Source organism: Mycolicibacterium fluoranthenivorans (assembly GCF_011758805.1).
GTDB lineage: Bacteria > Actinomycetota > Actinomycetes > Mycobacteriales > Mycobacteriaceae > Mycobacterium > Mycobacterium fluoranthenivorans.
Genome location: NZ_JAANOW010000001.1, coordinates 1,300,451 through 1,317,351, shown reverse-complemented (window position 1 = coordinate 1,317,351; position 16,901 = coordinate 1,300,451). Strand labels below are relative to the sequence as shown.

Annotated in this window: 19 protein-coding genes; 6 read left to right on the top strand and 13 right to left on the bottom strand. The window is 66.8% G+C overall.

Annotation, left to right across the window (positions count from 1 at the left end):
- Positions 1–40: 40 nt before the first annotated feature.
- Positions 41–2,278 (top strand): sensor histidine kinase, encoded by a 2,238-nt coding sequence (locus FHU31_RS06485; protein ID WP_167156829.1) that lies wholly within the window; start codon positions 41–43, stop codon positions 2,276–2,278.
- 143 nt (positions 2,279–2,421) lie between these two features.
- Complete coding sequence (locus tag FHU31_RS06480; protein ID WP_167156827.1) at positions 2,422–3,114, top strand: LuxR C-terminal-related transcriptional regulator; 693 nt, start codon at positions 2,422–2,424, stop codon at positions 3,112–3,114.
- A gap of 1 nt (position 3,115) precedes the next feature.
- Here the strand turns inward: FHU31_RS06480 and FHU31_RS06475 are convergent, their stop codons facing one another.
- The 8 genes from FHU31_RS06475 to FHU31_RS06440 form a co-directional block, all read right to left on the bottom strand.
- Positions 3,116–3,517 (bottom strand): hypothetical protein, encoded by a 402-nt coding sequence (locus tag FHU31_RS06475; protein ID WP_234901145.1) that lies wholly within the window; start codon positions 3,515–3,517, stop codon positions 3,116–3,118.
- A 178-nt stretch (positions 3,518–3,695) separates the two neighbouring features.
- Complete coding sequence (tuf, locus tag FHU31_RS06470; protein WP_090359967.1) at positions 3,696–4,886, bottom strand: elongation factor Tu; 1,191 nt, start codon at positions 4,884–4,886, stop codon at positions 3,696–3,698.
- Positions 4,887–4,970: 84 nt separating this feature from the next.
- Positions 4,971–7,073 carry an elongation factor G gene (gene fusA, locus FHU31_RS06465; RefSeq protein WP_167156826.1) on the bottom strand — a complete coding sequence of 701 codons (2,103 nt, stop codon included), beginning with the start codon at positions 7,071–7,073 and terminating at the stop codon, positions 4,971–4,973.
- 76 nt (positions 7,074–7,149) lie between these two features.
- Positions 7,150–7,620 (bottom strand): 30S ribosomal protein S7, encoded by a 471-nt coding sequence (rpsG, locus tag FHU31_RS06460; RefSeq protein WP_090359972.1) that lies wholly within the window; start codon positions 7,618–7,620, stop codon positions 7,150–7,152.
- The gene (rpsL, locus tag FHU31_RS06455) at positions 7,620–7,994 is read right to left on the bottom strand and encodes a 30S ribosomal protein S12 (protein WP_090359975.1); all 375 of its coding nucleotides are present in this window, start codon (positions 7,992–7,994) and stop codon (positions 7,620–7,622) included. The genes rpsG and rpsL overlap by 1 nt, the downstream gene beginning before the upstream one ends.
- A 340-nt stretch (positions 7,995–8,334) precedes the next feature.
- Positions 8,335–8,901: a TetR/AcrR family transcriptional regulator gene (locus FHU31_RS06450; protein ID WP_090359977.1), complete on the bottom strand. Its 567-nt coding sequence runs from the start codon at positions 8,899–8,901 to the stop codon at positions 8,335–8,337.
- Between the two features lie 70 nt (positions 8,902–8,971).
- On the bottom strand, positions 8,972–9,505 hold the full coding sequence (locus tag FHU31_RS06445) for a DUF3558 domain-containing protein (RefSeq protein WP_167156825.1): 534 nt from the start codon (positions 9,503–9,505) through the stop codon (positions 8,972–8,974).
- A gap of 1 nt (position 9,506) precedes the next feature.
- The gene (locus tag FHU31_RS06440; RefSeq protein ID WP_208410155.1) at positions 9,507–10,052 is read right to left on the bottom strand and encodes a DUF3558 domain-containing protein; all 546 of its coding nucleotides are present in this window, start codon (positions 10,050–10,052) and stop codon (positions 9,507–9,509) included.
- 158 nt (positions 10,053–10,210) lie between these two features.
- Between FHU31_RS06440 and FHU31_RS06435 the strand changes: the two genes are divergently transcribed.
- The 3 genes from FHU31_RS06435 to FHU31_RS06425 all read left to right on the top strand — a co-directional run bounded on the left by FHU31_RS06435 (position 10,211) and on the right by FHU31_RS06425 (position 11,679).
- Positions 10,211–10,558 carry a DUF3060 domain-containing protein gene (locus FHU31_RS06435; protein WP_409371223.1) on the top strand — a complete coding sequence of 116 codons (348 nt, stop codon included), beginning with the start codon at positions 10,211–10,213 and terminating at the stop codon, positions 10,556–10,558.
- Positions 10,559–10,652: 94 nt separating this feature from the next.
- Positions 10,653–11,246: a M15 family metallopeptidase gene (locus tag FHU31_RS06430; protein WP_167156824.1), complete on the top strand. Its 594-nt coding sequence runs from the start codon at positions 10,653–10,655 to the stop codon at positions 11,244–11,246.
- A gap of 31 nt (positions 11,247–11,277) precedes the next feature.
- Complete coding sequence (locus FHU31_RS06425; protein ID WP_167156823.1) at positions 11,278–11,679, top strand: DUF3060 domain-containing protein; 402 nt, start codon at positions 11,278–11,280, stop codon at positions 11,677–11,679.
- A 10-nt stretch (positions 11,680–11,689) separates the two neighbouring features.
- Here FHU31_RS06425 and FHU31_RS06420 read toward each other — a convergent pair whose 3' ends face one another.
- From FHU31_RS06420 to FHU31_RS06405, 4 genes are read right to left on the bottom strand one after another with little or no spacing between them, the layout of a single operon-like run.
- Positions 11,690–12,490, bottom strand: a complete 801-nt coding sequence (locus FHU31_RS06420; RefSeq protein ID WP_167156822.1) for a crotonase/enoyl-CoA hydratase family protein — start codon at positions 12,488–12,490, stop codon at positions 11,690–11,692.
- On the bottom strand, positions 12,487–13,191 hold the full coding sequence (locus FHU31_RS06415) for a PaaX family transcriptional regulator C-terminal domain-containing protein (protein ID WP_167160703.1): 705 nt from the start codon (positions 13,189–13,191) through the stop codon (positions 12,487–12,489). Before FHU31_RS06415 ends, FHU31_RS06420 begins: the two co-directional genes overlap by 4 nt.
- A 4-nt stretch (positions 13,192–13,195) precedes the next feature.
- A complete protein-coding gene (locus FHU31_RS06410; protein WP_167156821.1) occupies positions 13,196–14,104 on the bottom strand; it encodes a crotonase/enoyl-CoA hydratase family protein in 909 nt (302 codons plus the stop codon).
- Complete coding sequence (locus tag FHU31_RS06405; protein ID WP_167156820.1) at positions 14,101–15,723, bottom strand: acyl-CoA dehydrogenase family protein; 1,623 nt, start codon at positions 15,721–15,723, stop codon at positions 14,101–14,103. Before FHU31_RS06405 ends, FHU31_RS06410 begins: the two co-directional genes overlap by 4 nt.
- Before the next feature lie 54 nt (positions 15,724–15,777).
- Between FHU31_RS06405 and FHU31_RS06400 the strand changes: the two genes are divergently transcribed.
- A complete protein-coding gene (locus tag FHU31_RS06400; protein WP_263988005.1) occupies positions 15,778–16,101 on the top strand; it encodes a cupin domain-containing protein in 324 nt (107 codons plus the stop codon).
- Here the strand turns inward: FHU31_RS06400 and FHU31_RS06395 are convergent.
- Positions 16,086–16,898: an extracellular catalytic domain type 1 short-chain-length polyhydroxyalkanoate depolymerase gene (locus tag FHU31_RS06395; RefSeq protein ID WP_263988004.1), complete on the bottom strand. Its 813-nt coding sequence runs from the start codon at positions 16,896–16,898 to the stop codon at positions 16,086–16,088. The genes FHU31_RS06400 and FHU31_RS06395 overlap by 16 nt on opposite strands.
- Between the last annotated feature and the right edge of the window lie 3 nt (positions 16,899–16,901).

Here is a 16,901-nt window from a genome sequence, read left to right as displayed (position 1 = left end):
GCGTGTGCTCAAGCCCGACCAGGACATCCGGGGTGTCCATGTGTCCGAGCGACAGGTGATCAGGCGCGGCCAGGACCTGGCCATCATTCTGCTCAATACGGTCACCCTTGTCGCCGCTTCGAGCACGCTGCTGCTGCCCTGGACGCCCGACTCCACGGCCGGCACGATCCTGCTCGCAGCACTGGGCTGCTGGGCTGGTTTCCGTCTCTTCACCCGGTCGCGCGCGCTTGGCTTCCAGCTGGTCGACTTCGGGTACGTGTTGACTGTCGCCGCGGCGATCCCCTGGTTCGAGTCGAATCCCGGCAATCTCTACACCAACTCGGTACCGCAGGTCATCGCCGGTACCGCCGTTATCGCCTTCACCATGGCCCAACCCCCGAAGGTGAGCTTTCCCGCGGCCGCACTGATCACACTGGCCTATGCGTTCGGCTGCGCGCAGATGATCGGCTGGCCCGACGCGGTTCGAGTGCCGATGTTGTTCTACATGCTCGGCATCGAGTGGGCCATCGCCGCGGCGCTGCTGGCGGCCGGTCTGGCCGTGGCCCGCCAGGTCGATCGGGTCCGCGCCGATAACCACGACGCCGCCCTGCGTGATGCGATCGCCGCAGCGGTGCGCAACTACGAACTCGAACACCTGGCACTGGTGCACGACACCGCCGCCTCGACGCTGTACCTCGTCGGCGAGGGCGCCGACATCTCGTCCGAACGCGTTGCGGCACAAGCCCGCCGGGATCTGGAGCTGCTGACCGGCGGCCCCACGGCACGGGAACCGCTGCCCGATACCGATATCGTCGCCGCACTCCGGAAGGAGATCGCGCACTTCCCGGTGGAGATCGCCCTGACCGGTCTGCCGAGACTCGTACTCACCGGGTCCCGGGCCCGTACCGTGCTGGCTGCCGCGCGGGAGGCGCTCAACAACGCCGAAAGGCATGCCGACGCATCGCATATCGAGATCAAGGTGGCAGCCACCTCCGTCACCGTGAGCGATGACGGGACCGGGTTCGACCTGGCCACCACCAGCCTCGGCCACGGCGTCGCCGAGTCCATCGTCGCCCGAATGCGCCGAGCCGGCGGCAGCGCCACCGTGTGCTCCGCCCCGGGCAGCGGCACCGAGGTGACGCTGACGTGGGCGCAGTCACCAGATATCGCCCCCGCCAACGCGATCGCCGACGATATCGATCACCTGACCGAACGCATCCTGGTCCAGTTCGGTCTCGGCATCATCGTCTTCGGCCTGGTTCAGCTGTTGGTCTCGGTACCGTACGCGGCCGCCCGCACCGGTTCCCCGATCCTCCAGCTCGGACTGGGCTGTATCGCGGCCCTGGTCATGATCGCGGGCGTGTCCCGGGTGCTCAACCGCGGTCCCGACGTCACGATTCCCGCCCTCGTGATCATGGCTGTGGTGATCGCCGTCCAGTCTCTGTCCGTGCCCGCGGACATGCTGGGCGGCCCCATCCAATGGCCACTCGTCGCGACGGGACTGTGCGTCCTGCCATTCGTCCTGCGGCTGCGGGTTCGGCACGGCGCCGCGGTCATGGTCGCGTTCTGGCTCGGTACCGCGATCCTCACCTTTGTTCGGCAGCCGGACGTCACCATGGCGTTCAACCTGGCTCTGTACACCGCCGGTGTCGTCATGGTGCAGATGTTCGCGCTGGCCTTTCCCGAGCTGCTGCGCAACGCCACCATCGCCGCCGCCACAGAGGCCAGGGAGCGATGGGCGATAGCCGACCAGAACCGTATCGCCGAAGCGCTGCACGACGATTACGTGCGCCGCACATCGAAACTGATCCGCGGGGTGTTCCCCCTGCTCCAGACGCTGAGCACCGGCGTCATCGACGCCGAGACCAGGCAGCGGGCGCGGCTGGAATCGCGGCGGCTACGGCTCTACATCTTCCAGTCCCGCACCTTCAGCCATCCGCTCGTCGCCGAATTGCGGGCCGCCGTCGACCAAGCCGACCGGCGCGGGGTGATCGTCACGATCAACACGGACAGCGACTTGCCCTCACTCGACGCGCACACCCGCCGCGTCGTCCTGACGCCGCTGCGAGACGCGTTGGGTCAAGCACGCAAACATGCCCGGATCGGTCTGACGGTGGCAGGTGGCGAGTTGGTCGCCAGCATCGTCTGCGACGTCGCCCGAGTCGCACCGCTGCGGGCGTACAGCACACATCCGAACGTCGAGGTCACCGTGATCGCCGACAAGGTGTGGATCAGCGTGCATCACCCCCTGGCGGTCACACCGACCACAGCAGAGGCCCAGCACCACAGCATCGCATAAAGCGCGTTAGGATCTGCCCATACATCAGTATGGTTAGCCGAGTTTCCTACTTCGGGCAAAGCGGGCGTTGCTGAGAGTAGGGTTCTGATCCGAAGACTGCGGGGGTGCACACTCGGTGATCTCATCGACTTCAGGCGAAATGCATGAATAAGGCCAAAGATCTGGGGGTGCCGAACCCCCGGACCGCCATCCCGGTCGCCCTAATTGACGACCACGACGTTATTCACGCCGGGGTCAAGGCGTGGTTTGCCGAAGCGGATCCGCCCATCGACCTCGTCGCCGACTACCCCGACCCGTCGTCTTTCCTGGCCGAGCACCCTCGAGGCGACGGCTCGATCGAGGTCGTGCTCTTCGACCTGCAGTACGAGCGTTACCGGCCCGAGTTCGAGAGCCTCAGCGAAGTCTGTGCCGCGGGGCATCGGGTCATCGTGTACTCCCATATGTCGACCGACGAGGTCATCCTGAGCAGTCTCGACGCCGGCGCGATGACCTTCCTCGGCAAGGGTGAAGACAAGCAGCACCTCTTCGACGCGATCTACGCCGCACACTCGAACACGCCCTATGTCGGTCCGCGGATGGCAAAGGCCCTGTTCAATGACCGCACCGTCGGCCGCCCCGGATTGAGCACACGGGAACGCGAGGTGCTGATCGCCTGGTTCCAGACCGAGAACAAGGAATTCGTCGCCAAACGCCTGTTCATCGAACCGTCGACGGTGCGCACCCACCTGCAGCGCGCGCGAGCCAAGTACGCGGCGGTGGGCCGACCCGCTCCCACCAAGGCGGCGCTGATCGCCCGGGCCGTACAGGACGGCATCCTCAGCATCGACGATCTGTAGCTCACATACCCGGACCTTTGACCCCCGGCGGGCACGGAGTGGGCAGGAACAACGACCAACACCAACCCTCGGGCAGTGGCGGCGTGAGGTTCGGCGGCGGAGGCGGTGGGGCCGGGGGCAGTTCGCCCTCGAAGATGTTCTGGGCCACATTGCCCTGACCGTGATAGACGTACCAGTACGTGTGGCAGACGTTGTTGTCCCACACCACCGGGTTCACCCGCAGGTTCCCGGTCTGCACCGGCGGATCGCCCGGGCACCAGCGGCACGGACCCTCCGGGCTGTCCGGCGGGCAACCGGGCCAGCTGCCACCGGGGGTTGCCTCGGCGGTGGTGGCACTGAACCCGATGCCGGCGACGGCCATGCCGATCGCCAGCAGCGGGGCGGCGACACAGGTGATCTTCATGCCGACGAGTACATCGCCTGCCAACGGCTACCGATCCCACATTCTCGGCGCCGAGATCGACATTCGGCCGAATTCCACTCGCACAAATCGGCCCAAATGTGCGTTTGGGCGCAGGGCACGCATACGAAAGCGGCGCCCACCCGAAGGTGAGCGCCGCCTCGTGCGACGTGTACCTAGATCACTTGATGATCTTGGTGACCCGGCCGGCGCCGACGGTGCGGCCACCCTCACGGATCGCGAACCGCAGGCCCTCGTCCATGGCCACGGGCTGGATCAGCTTGACGGAGATGTCGGTGTTGTCACCGGGCATCACCATCTCGGTGCCCTCGGGGAGGGTCACCACGCCGGTCACGTCCGTGGTACGGAAGTAGAACTGCGGGCGGTAGTTGTTGAAGAACGGCGTGTGGCGGCCGCCTTCGTCCTTGGACAGGATGTAGACGCTGCCCTCGAACTCGGTGTGCGGGGTGGTGGTGCCCGGCTTCACGATGACCTGGCCGCGCTCGACATCCTCGCGCTTGATGCCACGAACCAGCAGACCGACGTTGTCGCCGGCCTGGCCCTGATCCAGCAGCTTGCGGAACATCTCGACACCGGTGACCGTGGTCTTGGTGGTGCCGGGACGGATGCCGACGATCTCGACCTCTTCGTTGACGTTGATCACGCCACGCTCGACACGGCCGGTGACGACGGTGCCACGACCGGTGATGGTAAAGACGTCCTCGACGGGCATCAGGAACGGCTTGTCGGTCTCGCGGATCGGGTCCGGGATCGACTCGTCGACGGCGTCCATCAGATCCTCGACGGACTTGACCCACTTCGGGTCACCCTCGAGGGCCTTGAGTGCGGACACCTGGATGACCGGAGCCTCCTCGTCGAAGTCCTGAGCGGCCAGCAGCTCGCGGACCTCGAGCTCGACGAGCTCCAGGAGCTCCTCGTCGTCGACCATGTCGGACTTGTTCAGCGCGACCAGGATGTAGGGCACACCCACCTGGCGGGCCAGCAGCACGTGCTCGCGGGTCTGCGGCATCGGGCCGTCGGTGGCGGCGACCACGAGGATGGCACCGTCCATCTGGGCCGCACCGGTGATCATGTTCTTGATGTAGTCCGCGTGACCGGGGGCGTCCACGTGTGCATAGTGACGCTTGTCGGTCTGGTACTCCACGTGGGAGATGTTGATCGTGATGCCACGAGCACGCTCTTCGGGCGCATTGTCGATCTGGTCGAATGCGCGCGACTCGTTCAACTCGGGGTACTTGTCGTGCAGAACCTTGGTGATTGCTGCAGTCAGCGTGGTCTTGCCGTGGTCAACGTGACCGATGGTCCCGATGTTGACGTGCGGCTTCGTCCGCTCGAACTTCGCCTTCGCCACTGTGGTGTCCTCCTGGACTTGTTGGTGCTTTGTTTAAAGCAGGTGTGTTGATGTGTTCAGTTGTGCGGTCTGCAAAGTACCGGACTACTGCCCGGTCGCCTTCGCGATGATCTCCTTCGACACGTTCGCCGGAACTTCGGCGTACGAGTCGAACACCATGGAGTAGTTGGCCCGGCCCTGGGTCTTCGACCGAAGGTCGCCGACGTAGCCGAACATCTCCGACAGCGGCACCTGCGCCTTGACGACGCGCGCACCGCTGCGCTCCTCCATGGCCTGGATCTGACCACGGCGGGAGTTCAAGTCGCCGATCACATCGCCCATGTAATCCTCGGGCGTGGTGACCTCGACAGCCATGATGGGCTCCAGGATGACCGGCTGCGCCTGTCCGGCAGCCTTCTTCAACGCCTGCGAACCCGCGACCTTGAAGGCCATTTCCGAGGAGTCGACGTCATGGTAGGCGCCGTCGAGCAGCGTCACCTTCACGTTGACCAACGGATAACCGGCCAGCACGCCGTACTGCATGGCGTCCTGTGCACCCGCGTCGACCGACGGGATGTACTCGCGCGGGATGCGGCCACCGGTGACCTTGTTCTCGAACTCGTAGGTCGCGCCGTCCTCGCCCTCGAAAGGATCGAGGCTGATGATGACCTTCGCGAACTGGCCGGAGCCACCCGTCTGCTTCTTGTGGGTGTATTCCACGTTCTGCACGGCGCGCTTGATGGTCTCCTTGTAGGCCACCTGCGGCTTGCCGACGTTGGCCTCGACCTTGAACTCGCGCTTCATGCGGTCGACCAGGATGTCCAGGTGCAGCTCGCCCATACCGCCGATGACGGTCTGGCCGGTCTCCTGATCCAGGTGCACCTTGAAGGTCGGATCCTCTTCGGCGAGCTTCTGGATCGCGGTGCCCAGCTTCTCCTGGTCACTCTTGGTCTTGGGCTCGATGGCCACCTCGATCACCGGATCGGGGAAGGTCATCGACTCCAGCACGATCTGGTTGTTCGGGTCGCTCAAGGTGTCACCGGTGGTGGTGTCCTTGAGGCCGATCACCGCGTAGATGTGGCCGGCGGACGCCGTTTCGACCGGGTTCTCCTTGTTGGAGTGCATCTGGAACAGCTTGCCCAGCCGCTCCTTCTTGCCCTTGGTCGAGTTGATGACCTGCGCACCGGAGTCGACCTTGCCCGAGTACACCCGGACGTAGGTCAGCTTGCCGAAGAACGGGTGGGTGGCGACCTTGAAGGCCAGCCCGGAGAACGGCTCGTCGGCCGAGGGCTTCCGGGAGATGATCTCGTCTTCCTTGCCCGGGACGTGGCCTTCGGCGGCCGCGACGTCCAGCGGGGTCGGCAGGTAGTCGATGACCGCGTCGAGCATGGGCTGCACGCCCTTGTTCTTGAACGCGGAGCCGCAGAGCACCGGGTAGGCCGCGCTGGTGACGGTCAGCTTGCGCAGGCCCGCCTTGATCTCCTCGACCGTGAGCTCTTCGCCGCCCAGGTACTTCTCCATGAGCTCGTCGTCAGCCTCGGCGACGGCCTCGATCATGGCGGTGCGGTACTCCTCGGCCTTCTCCTGCAGATCGGCCGGGATGTCGACGACGTCGTACTTCTCGCCGAGCTTGGTCTCGCCGCGCCACACCTTGGCCTTCATCTCGACCAGGTCGACGACGCCCTCGAAGTCGTTCTCGGAGCCGATCGGCAACTGGATCGGAATCACGTTCGCGCCGAGGCGGTCCTTCATGGTCTGCACCGAGAAGTAGAAGTCGGCGCCCAGCTTGTCCATCTTGTTGACGAAACAGATGCGCGGGACGTCGTACTTGTCGGCCTGCCGCCACACCTGCTCGGACTGGGGCTCGACACCTTCCTTACCGTCGAAGACGGCGACGGCACCGTCGAGCACGCGCAGCGAACGCTCCACCTCGACGGTGAAGTCGACGTGGCCCGGCGTGTCGATGATGTTGATCTGGTTGTCGTTCCAGAAACAGGTGGTCGCAGCCGAGGTGATGGTGATACCCCGCTCCTGCTCCTGCTCCATCCAGTCCATCGTCGCGGCGCCGTCGTGCACCTCACCGATCTTGTACGAGATACCGGTGTAGAAGAGGATGCGCTCGGTCGTCGTCGTCTTGCCGGCGTCGATGTGCGCCATGATGCCGATATTGCGGACCTTCGTGAGGTCGGTGAGCACGTCCTGTGCCACGGCTAGATTCCCACTCTTTCGCTTGCTTGGTTGCTATTGGTGTTTCCGCCGACGCCACTCCGCGTCGGCGTTGAGATCACCAGCGGTAGTGCGCGAAGGCCCGGTTCGCCTCGGCCATCTTGTGGGTGTCCTCGCGTCGCTTGACGGCGGCACCCAGGCCATTGCTGGCGTCCAGAATCTCGTTGGCGAGACGCTCGACCATCGTCTTCTCGCGGCGGGCCTTACTGAAGCTCACCAGCCAGCGCAGGGCCAGCGTGGTGGAGCGGTCGGCACGGACCTCGACGGGGACCTGGTACGTGGCGCCACCGACGCGGCGGCTGCGCACCTCGAGGGCGGGCTTGACGTTGTCCAGCGCGCGCTTGAGGGTGACGACCGGATCGGTACCGGTCTTGTCGCGAGCCTGCTCCAGCGCGCCGTAGACGATGCGCTCTGCCAGCGACTTCTTCCCATCGAGCAGGACCTTGTTGACCAGCTGGGTGACCAGCTGCGACCCGTAAACCGGATCATTGACCAACGGGCGCTTCGGTGCGGGACCCTTGCGCGGCATTAGCTCTTCTCCTTCTTCGCGCCGTAACGGCTACGTGCCTGCTTGCGGTTCTTGACACCCTGGGTGTCCAGCGAGCCGCGGATGATCTTGTAACGCACACCGGGGAGGTCCTTCACACGACCACCGCGCACCAGCACCATCGAGTGCTCCTGCAGGTTGTGGCCTTCACCCGGGATGTAGGCGGTGACCTCGACCGAGCTGGTCAGGCGCACACGTGCGACCTTCCGAAGCGCCGAGTTCGGCTTCTTCGGGGTGGTGGTGTACACGCGAGTGCACACGCCACGGCGCTGCGGGCTGCCCTTGAGGGCCGCGGTCTTCACCTTCGCGACCTTGTCGCGGCGACCCTTGCGGACCAGCTGGTTGATGGTTGGCATGTACCGGCTTTCTGTTTCTGCTCTGCTTGCGTAAGTCTCTGTACTGCTGTTTTCGCCCTATCGCTTACCCCGCGATCGGGCGTGTCGCACCCACCAGAAACCCATCGAATCGATAGCATTCCGATGCCTGCGGACATACGAATCCGCCCGGCGCGCAGGCATGCCGACCATTTTGAGGCAGCATGCGGCCCTGTCGACCAGGCACGGGGATCCACAATACCAGGGTGGCCCGCGCGCAACCAAACCCGTGCGTAGCGGCCTTATCGCAGGTCAGACACCACAGGTTGGAAGGGCATCAACCCCGTGCTTGATGCCCCGTCGCTTCGCTCGCCCCGGACGGCTAGCGCCGCTGCATCCCCGCTGCCAGCCGGAGCACCATATCGGTGAAGACGGCGTCGGTATCGACATCGTCCATGACCCCCGTCATCTCCAGCAGCACGAAGCCGTGCAAGGCCGACCAGAACTCCAGCGCCGCATAGAACGCGTTCTCGCCGTCGAGCCCGTAGGAGGCCAGCGCCGCCAGCACCGGCTCGGCCGCGGCCCTGGTGGCCGCCGTGTATTCAGGGTCGTCGCCACCGAGCGGCATCCGGGTGAACGCCGAGTACCGCCCCGGGTGGTGATGCGCGTAGCTGCGGTAGGCACTGGCCATGGTGACCACGGCGTCCTCGCGGGTCCGGCCCTCACCCACGGTGTTGAGCATGCCGATGATGTCGTCGATCACCCGCATCCGCACCGTGCGACGCAGGTCGTCCAGGCTCTGCACATGGTTGTAGAGGGAGGGCCCCTTGGTGCCGAGCTGGGTGGCCAGGGCGTTGATGGTCAGTGCGTCCCAGCCCTCGCGGTCCAAGAACACCAATGCCGAGTTCACGATGGCATCGCGACTGAGTTTGGTCACCCGCGCTGCCATATTCGCTTAATCCTTCGCTCGGCCGACCGTGTTCTCATGGACACCCGGCATTTCGGGTTAACGAAGGACTCTAGTTCACCCGGTCCTGGCTGAGCTGCGCAAGCCGCTGGGTGATCGAGCAGAGGTCGGGCAGCATGGCCGGATTCATCGTCTGGATCGACCACGTGATGACATCGTCGCCCTTGGCGACATAAATACTGCAGGCATTGGCGTCGAAGGCCTTGAATCCCCGGTTGCCGTCCACCGACAGTTCGGTGAGCGTGCGCCCGGCGTTCTGCTCCAGTGCGCGTTCGGTGTCCATGTCACTGCCGCGATACCACCAGGTCGAGATGCCCATACCCGCCCCGAACGAGCCGATGAGCGTGTTCTCCTGCCAGAAACAGCCGGCGGCGCTCACCACCGCCTGGCTGAACATCGCCTTTCCGGCCGCCGCGGTGATATCCGCATCCGTGATCCCGTTGCAGTCGGCTCCGCGGAAACCGGCGTGCTCACCGGCCTCCGATGCCGGGGTACGGGGCTTGTCGCGCTCCCCCGCGGCACCGCATCCGGCGCTCAGCGTGGCCGTCGCGCACACTGCGAGCAGTACCGTCAGCGCCCTGGTCATGTCAGAGATCCGATTGCAGGGTGGCCGACAACAACTTCTCCGCATCCGGGCACGGGTCGGCACTGTTCTGGTGCCGGTACTGGACCCACCAGCTGAGCACCCCGCCCCCGCCCGCAGCGGTCGCCGAGCACGCCACCCCGACCCCGTCCCGGCGAGCCAGGAAGGCCTTGTGCCGTTCGATGACCGTGTCGGTGAGCTGGGCGCCGCGCTGACCGGCGAGGGCCCGCTCACGATCGAGGCTGCCGGAGTCGAACCAGGCGAACACCACGTCGACCACGGCCTTCTCACGGTCCAGGACGTATTGACACACCGCACCGCTGTACGGCCGGACCACGTTGTCGGCGCCGAGGGTCTGCGCCACCGTGCTGTCCTCCAGCAGGCCGCACCGGTTGTCGGCGTAGCCGTAGCTGCGCTCGTCGGACGGGCCGCCGGGTGCGGCGGACTGCGCACTGCCGTCCACCGTCTGGGTGCACCCGGCCAGGGCAGGGATCATGGCGAGGACCACCGCGACGACCATCGCCACTGCTCGATTGCCGCGCCCACGCATCGAGCACACGCTACCGAGCAGCACCGTCCGCGGCGACCCGTCGAACCGAACCGGCCAACCGGCGATAACACGTTCTACCGAGGCCCCGGGCAACGTACTCTTCTCTCATCCATAGGAAGGTGGCGAACGTGACCGTGCAGAGAAGCCGACGGACCGCGGTGGCATGCGCCCTGGTGCTCCCGTCCGTCCTGACCGTCCTCGCCCCGCCCGCCGACGCCAAGAACGGCGACACCCACATCACCGGCCAGGGTGTCGTGCAGACCCTGGATTGCAACAACGCGACGCTGTTCGTCAACGGCACCGGCAACACGATCAACGCCAAGGGCACCTGCTGGGGTGTGGCGCTGCAGGGGTCGTCGAACATCGTGATCGCCGACAACGTCATCAACGACATCACGGTGTACGGCTACGACCAGACCGTGATCTACCACGACGGCGACCCGGCCGTCATCGACCGCGGGCCCGAGCTCGGTATGGCCAATCGCATCAACCGCGCACCCGCCTGATCTTGTGCGGAGACTGCTCGGTGTCGTCGTCGTGTGCGTCGTCGCGGTGTGCTCCGTGGCGGCATGCGCTCCGGCCTCGTTTCAGGTGAGGCCGATGTCCACCACGGTTCCGGTGCCCCCGGTGTCGGACGCGGCCGCAGCGGTGGGTTTCGTCGATGTGCGCACCGTCGTCCCCGACGCCGTCATCGATCTGCGCTATGCCACCGCAGACAATTTCGTGGGCGTTCCGCTCTACCCCGCCGGCGCACGCTGCCTGGTGCACGAATCACTGGCCGATGGCCTGACCACCGCGGCGTCGCGGTTGCGTGCCGACGGACTGGTACTGGTGTTCTGGGACTGCTACCGGCCGCACGATGTGCAGGTCCGCATGTTCGATGTGGTGTCCAACCCGGCCTGGGTCGCCAAACCCGGCCCCTACTCGAAGAGCCACGAGTCGGGACGATCGGTGGACGTGACGACCGCGGGCGCCGCCGGACTGACCGAGATGGGCACCGGTTTCGACAGCTTCACCCCGCAGGCCCACGCCTTCGCCACCGAGGGCGTGAGCGCGATAGCGCAACGGAACCGCGCACAGCTGCGCGCGGCGATGGTGGCCGGCGGTTTCACCCCCTACGCCGGCGAATGGTGGCATTTCGACGGTCCCGGCGCGGGTGAGCGGCGGCCCATCATCGACGTGCCCGTCACCTAATCTGGGAGGACCACCGGTGAATCGAGGAGTCATGCGTCTACACATCGTCGGGCCGCTGACGGCGGCCGTTCTGGTGCTCGGACTTGCCGGGTGCGGGACGAGCGACACCAAGCCCGCCCCCACCGCCACCGCCGGTACCTCCGGCGCGCAGGTGGAGATCGGCAACACCATCAACTACGGCTCGTTCGGCACCACGGCCGAAATCGACTGCGCCGAGGGCAAAGCCCTCAACATCGGCGGCTCCAACAACACGCTGACCGTGAAAGGCACCTGCTCCAGCGTGAACGTCGGCGGCGCGGACAACAAGCTGACCTTCGACCACGTGGACAAGTCGATCAGCGTGGTCGGCCTGAACAACACCGTGGTCTACAAGGACGGCGACCCCAAGGTCGACGATCTCGGGTCGGGCAACAAGATCAGCAAGAGCCCGTAGGCCCGTCCGATCAAGCCTGGGCGCCGTGCCGGCCGGCGCCGTCGGCGAAGCGCTTCGCTCCGGCGACCGACTCGGCGGCCACCGTCTGCAGGCTGGCGAACTCGAAATCCATTGCCGCCTGCTCGGATTCACCCCACTGCCGCAGCGCCGAGAGACGATCTGCACGCAGGCACAACTGCGGCAGCGCGGCCAGTTCGGCAGCCAGTTCCTCGGCCGCCCGGCGGGCATCGCCTCTGGGCACCACCCGGTTGGCCAGGCCGATCGCCAGGGCCTCCGCGGCGTCGACCGCACGGCCGGTGAGGATGAGATCCATGGCACGGCTGCGCCCGATCAAACGCGGCAACCGGACCGTGCCGCCGTCGATCAGCGGAACCCCCCAGCGCCGGCAGAACACCCCGAACACGGCGTCCTCCTCGGCGATCCTCAGGTCGGCCCACAGCGCCAGTTCCAGGCCGCCGGCCACGGCGTAGCCACTCACCGCGGCGATCACCGGTTTGGACAACACCATCCGCGTCGGCCCCATCGGACCCGGCCCGCTGCGGTGGGTCTGGTTCATCTCCGGTGTGCCGAAGGCCTTCAGATCGGCTCCGGCACAGAAAGTTCCGTTCTCCCCCCAGAGCACGGCGACGGCGGCGGTGTCGTCGTTGTCGAACTCGTCGAACGCGGCGTACAGCTGCGCCGCGGTGGGGCCGTCGACGGCGTTGCGGGCCTGCGGGCGGTCCATGATCACCGTGGTGACGGGTCCGTTGCGTTCCACCCGCACCGAATCGGTCCCCCCGGTCGCTGCGCTCCTGCCCGCCGAACCTGTCATATCGCCTCCACCTTGTCGCGCAGCGCCACCAATTCCGCCGCGAAGTCCTGATACGCCCGCCGCAAGTCCGCACCCGGCCAGTCGGCGGGCACGAGTTCGGCGGGTAACACGGGGTCGGTCACCAGATGCCGGACGATGCCGGCGGCGGCCACGAACCGCGCCGGCACATCGGCGGCGGCGTGCATCTCGGCCAGCAGGCGCCAACCCGTCTGAGACCACGCCTGCAGATCCCACAGCAGCGACGCCAGCCCGGCCGGATCGTCGTCCCGCGAGTGCAGTACCCGAACCCGGTCCGCGGCAGGCACCGGCTGGGCCAGATTGTCCGGCCGCAGCCACAACCCCTCACGAAGTTCGCCGAACCTGTTCTGCACCAAAGTATTCCGCAGTTCCGCGCGGCTGCGGGCATCAGCCCCCACGGCCGTGATCGCCAGCGTGATCCAGTCGCCGTCCCAGGTCCGGATCTGAGGGGCGATGGCATCGTCCTGCCGGCGTTGCCGCGTGAGCAGCCGTTCCGACAGCCGGTAACCGTCGTCGGAGCGAACCAGATCGCCCGCGCCGACCATCCGGGTCAGCGCCACCCGCAGGGTGGCCTCCTTGATATCGAAATCCGATGTCAGATGGATCAATTCGGCCACCGAGGCCCAGGCGGGGTGCGCACCGAGCAGCACGCTCAGCACCACCGACCGAGCCGTCAGGCGCAGCACCTCAGACCCCCGACGTGCGCCGGCCGTGATCCCCCAGCGGTTCGTCGCGGTGGCGCACCGCCTCGCGGAAGCCGTGCGCGGTCGCGTCGGCCACGAAGGCATGGCCCTCCGGCGTATGCCTGGCGATCCCGTCGAAGACCGTGCTGACCATCTGACTGGTGGCTACCCCCTGCTGCAACAGCGCGGTATTGCAGGCCAGCTTGGCCATGATGAGCTGGTTCACCGGCATCGCGGCAATGCGCCCGACCAGCCGCTCGGTGCGCTCATCCAAGTCCGCCGGCTCAGGGGCCTCTACGGCCAGGCCCCATTCGGCCGCCTGCGCCCCGGTGATGCAATCCCCGGTGAACAGCAGCCTTTTCGCGCGCTGGTCGCCGAGGCGGTGCGCCCACAGACCCGCCGCCGGCACCCCCCAGACCCGCATCGGCGGGTAGCCGATCTTGGCGTCGGAGGCGGTGATCACCTGGTCGGCATGCAGCGCGATATCGGTGCCCCCGGCCACGCAGTAGCCGTGGATCTTGACCACCGTCGGTTTGTCGGCCCGCATCAGGCTGGAGAACCCCCGCACGAACCGGCTCATCATCTGGTAGTCGATCATCGGGTCCCAGGGCCGGTCGGGGAGATGGTTGACGGCCTGGGTCCGGCCGTCCAGCACGGTCCCGTCGTAACGGCCCGCCCCGCCCGCGGACGAGGTGCCGTCGGCGTAGGCGCTCAGATCGAATCCCGCACAGAACCCCTCCCCCGCACCGGAGACGAGGATGACGTGCACCGCCGGGTCGAGGTCGGCCTGTTCCACGCACGCCGCGAGTTCCAGCGGGGTATCGGCGACGATCGAGTTGCCCTTCTCCGGGCGGTTGAAGGTGATGCGGGCGACGCGATCGGTGACCTCGTAGGTCATCGTCTGCAGGCTCATCCTTTGACCAGGGCTCGCTCGATGATCGGCGACAGGTCCAGCCCGGCCGGCAGCGTGCCATAGGCTCCGCCCCACGCCCCGCCGAGCCGGCTGGCCAGGAACGCCTCCGCGACCGCGGGATGCCCGTGCCGGATCAACAGCGCGCCCTGCAGGGCAAGGCTGATGTCCTCGGCGATCTTTCGGGCCCGATACTCGATACCGTCGAAATCGCCGAGTTGCGCCTTCAGCCCGGCGACGTGGGCATCCAGCCTGGGCTCGGAGGTCTGGGCCAGCTCGTCGAAAAGCACGTCGACGCATTCCGGTCGGGTTGCCATGGCACGCAACGTGTCCAGCGCACTGACGTTGCCCGATCCCTCCCAGATTCCCATCAGCGGGGCTTCGCGGTACAGCCTGGGCATACCGGATTCCTCGGCGTAGCCGTTGCCACCGAAGCATTCCATGGCTTCGGCGGCATGTGGGGTCGCGCGCTTGCACACCCAGTACTTCGCCGCGGCCAAACCGATACGGCGCAACAGGGTTTCGCGTTCGTCACCGCGTACCGCGGCGTCGGTGGCCCCGGCCATCCGCATGGCCAGCATGGTGGCGGCTTCGGCCTCGACGGCCAGGTCGGCCAGGACGTTGCGCATCAGCGGCTGGTCGATCAGATAGGCGCCGAAGGCCTTGCGGTGCTGGGCATGGTGCACGGCACGGGTCAGGCCGGTGCGCATGCTGGTGGCGCTGCCCAGGGTGCAGTCCAGCCGGGTCAGGTTGACCATCTCGATGATCGTCTTGACGCCGCGACCTTCCTCGCCCACCAGCCAGGCGGTCGCGTCGTCGTACTCGATCTCACTGGAGGCGTTGGCGTGATTGCCCAGCTTGTCCTTGAGCCGCTGGATGAACATCCGGTTGCGGCTGCCGTCCGGCAGCACCCGGGGCAGGAAGAAACAGCTGAGCCCGGTTGGGGCCTGTGCGAGCACCAGGAAGATGTCGCCCATCGGGGCCGAGGTGAACCACTTGTGGCCGCGCAGTGTGTAGCTGCCGTCGCCGTTGGGGGTGGCTTGGGTGGTACCGGCGCGCACGTCGGAACCGCCCTGCTTCTCGGTCATCGACATACCCGCGGTGAGACCGGCTTTGGTGGCGGGGACCTTCAGTTCCGGGTCGTAGACCCGGCTGGTCAGCAGCGGCTCGTACACCGCCGCGAGCTCGGGATTGCAGCGCAGCGCCGGCACCACGGCATAGGTCATCGAGATGGGACAGACGTGGCCCGGCTCGGGAGTCCAGACCGACATCTTGGCCGCCCGCACCACATGGGCACCCGGCCGGTCATCGGCCCATGGTGCGGCGTGCAGTCCGTGGGTGACCGCCGCATTCATCAGCTCGTGGTAGGCGGGGTCGTATTCGACCTCGTCGACGCGGTGACCGTAGCGGTCGTGGGTGTGCAGGATCGGGACGTTGCGATCAGCCAGGTCACCCCAGCGCTGAGCGCGCCGGCTGCCCCCGAGCGCGCCGACCTCGTGCACCTCGTCGATGCCCCATTCACCGCCCTCCCGGATGAGCGCTTCGGCCAGCGCAGGGAAGGTGGCGGCGTTGTAGTTCTCCAGCGGCGGGACCTGATTGGTCACGAGATGGGTATCCGGCATTCCTCCACTGTTACATTTTGCCGACAACTGCACAAGATCTGTAATGTGACGCTCGTGAAGCCCAACTCCGCCGTCCGTGCCGCCGATCTGGAACTAAGCCTGGAGCCGGTACCCGACAGCTCCGCGCGCACCGGCGTACACACCCTCACCGAGTTCGGCGGTCTGGAGCTCGGCATCTGGGAGATGACGCCCGGGGTGATGACCGACGTCGAGGCCGACGAGGTGTTCGTCGTGCTGTCCGGCGCGGCGACAGTCGAATTCGCAGACGGCACCGCACCATTGGCGCTCGGGCCCGGTGACGTGGTGCGGTTGGCAGCGGGAGCCGAGACGGTGTGGACCGTGACCGAGACCCTGCGCAAGGTCTACTTGGCCGGGTGAGCGGCGAAGAACTGCCATAGCCGGTCGGTGGCGAACCCCGGCCACTCATGGCCGCCGCCGTCGACCGTCATCAGCGTCACCGCGCGTCCGTCGGCACATTCGGCCGCCGACGTGGTGACCGATCCATCGACGGTGACCGCGGGCGCAGCACACTGATCGACGTTGCGCCAGAACGTGTTCACCGCCGGCACCGACGGCCCGTCGATATGCGCGAAGCCCTCACCCCGGCCGCCGTCGTAACGGATCCGGGTGTCCGCAGTGCCGTGGATGTGCAGCACCGATGTCGGGCGCGGGGCTGGGCAGGGATCCAACTGCGTCGCGGAGTCCGGGCCGATCGCGGCGAAGAGTGTGGTGTGGCAGGCCAGGGCGTACGTCATCATTCCGCCGTTGCTGATCCCGGTGGCGTATACCCGCTTCGGATCGACATCGACCTGACGGGCGATATCGCTGACGGCCGCGGCGATGAAACCGACGTCGTCGACACCATCGGCGGCCGACCGTCCGCAACAGCCGCCGCCCGCGTTCCAGGCGCGGCCCAGTCCGTCGGGGTAGGCGACCGCGAATTTCGCGGTGTCGGCCAACCGATCCCAGCCATAGGCTCGCTCGGCCTGGGCGGCACTGCCGAACCCGCCGTGCAACATGACCACCAGCGGAGCCTGGGCGGGCAGCCCGTCCGGGACGTAGAGCAGGTAGGTGCGGTCCCCCAGATGGTGCACGGTGGATCCGGCGGCCGCCGCGCTGAGTCCGGTGCAGCCCGCGGTGAGCAGGGCCACCGCCAGCAACGCGGCCAGGCGCACGGG